We start from the raw sequence: 2,829 nt of genomic DNA on the forward strand, positions 1-2,829 counted from the left end.
TCGTTCCTATCCTGTCGGGCGTCAAGGCACTCACCGTGGCCTGACCCCCGTCCGCCGAGCGCCGTTCCGCGGCGAGGCCCCTCCGTCCTAAGCTGAGGGGCCACGCTGCGGAAAGGTGAGCAGATGACCCAGCCCGCACCCGACGAAGCGCCCGTCGAAGCACCCGTCGAAGCACCCGTCGAAGCACCCGTCGAAGCACCCGTCGAAGCACCCGTCGAAGCACCCGTCGAAGCACCCACGGCGTGGGACGCCCCCGCCCTCAGCGAGGCGGACTGGCTGCTCCCGCTGCCGTCAGACTGCTCGCGCGCGCTGCTGGACCCCACCGGAGCGCCTCGCGAGACGGCGGCACTGGCCGGCCTGGCCGCGCGGGTGACGCGACGCCTGCGGGACGGCCGCGGGTTCGCCGTGGCCCGCGGCCTGCCGGTGGCCGGCCGCACCGACCGGGAGTGCGCCGCGATGGGCCGGCGGCTCGCCGCCTCGCTGGGCACGCCCAGGGCGGCGGACCCCGGCGACCTCGTCACCGTGACCGACGACGCCGGACTGGGCAAGACCGACCTCGCCCTGTCCCCGCACACCGACCGGACCCCGGCACCCCATCCCCCGCCCGTACTGGGCCTGTTGTGCGTACGGCCGGCGACACAAGGCGGGGAGACCCTGCTGGCCAGCGGCCACACCGTGCACAACAGGCTGCTCGCCGAGAACCCCTGGGCCCTCCCCCGCCTCTACCGGGACTTCCACTTCGGCCGGGGAGCCGGCTTCGACCGGCTCCGACCGGTCTTCCGGCGGCACGGCACCACCCTGCGCGTCCACTACAACCGGCGCGGGATCGAACGCGCCCAGCGGGGGGCGGACGCGCCCCTGACCCCCGACGAGCGGGCGGCCCTCGACGCCGTCGACCGGATCCTGTCCGATCCGCGCGCCGTCCTGCGCGTCTCCCTGCGCGCGGGTGATCTCCTCTGGACGGACAACACCGTGGTGCTGCACGGCCGCACCTCCTTCACCGACTCGCCCGACCCGCGCGCCCGGCGCTGCCTGGCCCGCGTGTGGGTGGACTGAAGGCGCCTCCGGCCCGCCTCACTCCACCAGGGCCGCGCGGAGGAACGCGAGGATCTCCGCCCGGGCCGCCCCCGCCTGCGGTTCCACGCCGGGCAGGGTGAGGAACGCGTGCCGGGCTCCCGGGTATTCGGTGAGCCGCACGGAGGTCCCGGCCGCCCGGAGCCGCTCGGCGTAGCGGCGGCCGTGGTCGGCGAGCGCGTCCCGGGTGGGCACGACGACGAGCGCCGGGGCGAGCCCGCTCACGTCGTCCGCGTACAGCGGTGAGACGGCCCGCCGGACGTCCTCCCCGGCTTCCGGCGGGACGGCGAGCCGCTGGATGAGCCGCAGTTGCGGCAGGGCCCCGGTCGGACCCGCGTACGCGGCGAACGAGGGGTGGTCGGACATCGTCCCGGTCACGTCGGCCAGCGGGTTGACCAGCACCTGCGCCCTGAGCGCCAGGCCGGCCTCCCTGGCCCGGACGGCCGTCAGCGCGCTGATCAGCGCGCCGCAGCTCTCGCCGACCACGGCCGCGCGGGCCGGGTCGACGCCCCACCGGGCCGCGTGCCGCACCACGTGCCGGAGCACGTCCCAGCCGTCGTCGACGGCGTGCGCGAGCGGGCTGCCGGGGGCGAGGAGGCGGTGCTCGACCGAGACGACGACGGCGGGCAGTTCCGCGGCGAAGTGGCCGGCGGCCCAGTCGCACTGCGCCGCCGTGCCGACGAAGCCGCCTCCGTGGACGTGGACGACGAGGGGCAGGCCCGTTCGGAACGCCGCGCCGCCGCCTCCCGTCGGTGCCGGGCGGTGGACGCGGACCGGCAGGTCGCGGCCGGGCAGCGCGACCTCCTGCCAGTCGATGACGGCGCCGGCGTGCGGCTCGCCGAGGAGCGTCCGCGCCGCGGCGGAAGCCCGGAAGCGGTTCTCCGCGGCGCGGTAGGCGAACAGTTCCTCGGTCGTGATCGTCGAGAAGTCCGGCTCCGGCGGCCGTGTCGCGGTGGCGGTCTCGCTCATGTCCCCTTCTCCCCTCCCAGTCGGACAATGCGTCGCCCTCATTATGCACGCAGTGCGTGCAACACCAAGTGCACCGGTAGGCTGAGCTACCCGGACGAAAAGGGGCGAGATGACAGGCCGCAGGCGATGGTCGACCGAGGAGATCCTGGACACGGCGGTGGAGCTGCTGCGCACGAGCGACGACGCCGAGTCGTTCAGCGTGCGCAAGCTGGGCGCAGCGCTCGGGACCGACTCCTCCAGCCTCTACCGCCACTTCCGCAACAAGACCGAACTGCTGCGCGCGGTCGCCGACCGCATCCTGCTGGCTGCCATGGACGGCCACCGCGCCGAGGGCGACTGGAAGCAGCGCATCACCGCCCTGGCCCTGCGTCTGCGCGAGGCGTTCGGCGAGCAGCCCCAACTCGCCACCGTGTGGGGGCGGTACGGGTCCGGGGGCGCCGGCTCCCGCCTGATCATGGAGGAGCTGCTCCAGGCCCTGCGCGCGTCCGGCCTGCCCGACGAGGAGATTCCGGCGCGCTACCACCGCACCGTGATCCTCATCGCCTCGCTGATCACCTCCGAGGCCGGTTTCGGCACCATCACCCCCAAGGAGTACGAGCAGGGCATGGAGCAGTTCCGCGTCGCGGTCCTCGGCGCCGACCCCGAACGCTTCCCCGCCCTGGCCCACTTCGCCCGCGACATCCGCCCCCTGGGAGCCGACCGCCGCGCCGCGTTCGAGGAGATCCTGGCCGACCACCTGGCCCGGATCGAGGCCCGGATCTCCTGAGCTTGTTCTTTATCTACCAA

3 protein-coding genes are annotated in these 2,829 nt (G+C 74.5%); 2 read left to right on the forward strand and 1 reads right to left on the reverse strand.

The genetic code is table 11. The features are described 5' to 3' along the window. The first annotated feature begins 123 nt into the window (after nucleotides 1-123). Complete coding sequence (locus tag JNW98_RS29530) at nucleotides 124-1,056, forward strand: TauD/TfdA family dioxygenase (RefSeq protein WP_263421356.1); 933 nt, start codon at nucleotides 124-126, stop codon at nucleotides 1,054-1,056. A gap of 18 nt (nucleotides 1,057-1,074) precedes the next feature. Here the strand turns inward: JNW98_RS29530 and JNW98_RS29535 are convergent, their stop codons facing one another. Then, nucleotides 1,075-2,043: an alpha/beta hydrolase gene (locus JNW98_RS29535; RefSeq protein ID WP_223771362.1), complete on the reverse strand. Its 969-nt coding sequence runs from the start codon at nucleotides 2,041-2,043 to the stop codon at nucleotides 1,075-1,077. Nucleotides 2,044-2,152: 109 nt separating this feature from the next. Here JNW98_RS29535 and JNW98_RS29540 point away from each other — a divergent pair, with 109 nt between their 5' ends. Continuing rightward, nucleotides 2,153-2,809 (forward strand): TetR/AcrR family transcriptional regulator, encoded by a 657-nt coding sequence (locus JNW98_RS29540; RefSeq protein WP_223771363.1) that lies wholly within the window; start codon nucleotides 2,153-2,155, stop codon nucleotides 2,807-2,809. The last annotated feature ends 20 nt before the right edge of the window (nucleotides 2,810-2,829 follow it).

Origin of the sequence: Streptomyces huiliensis (genome assembly GCF_020037025.1) — a bacterium.
In the GTDB taxonomy this organism is placed as follows: domain Bacteria; phylum Actinomycetota; class Actinomycetes; order Streptomycetales; family Streptomycetaceae; genus Streptomyces; species Streptomyces huiliensis.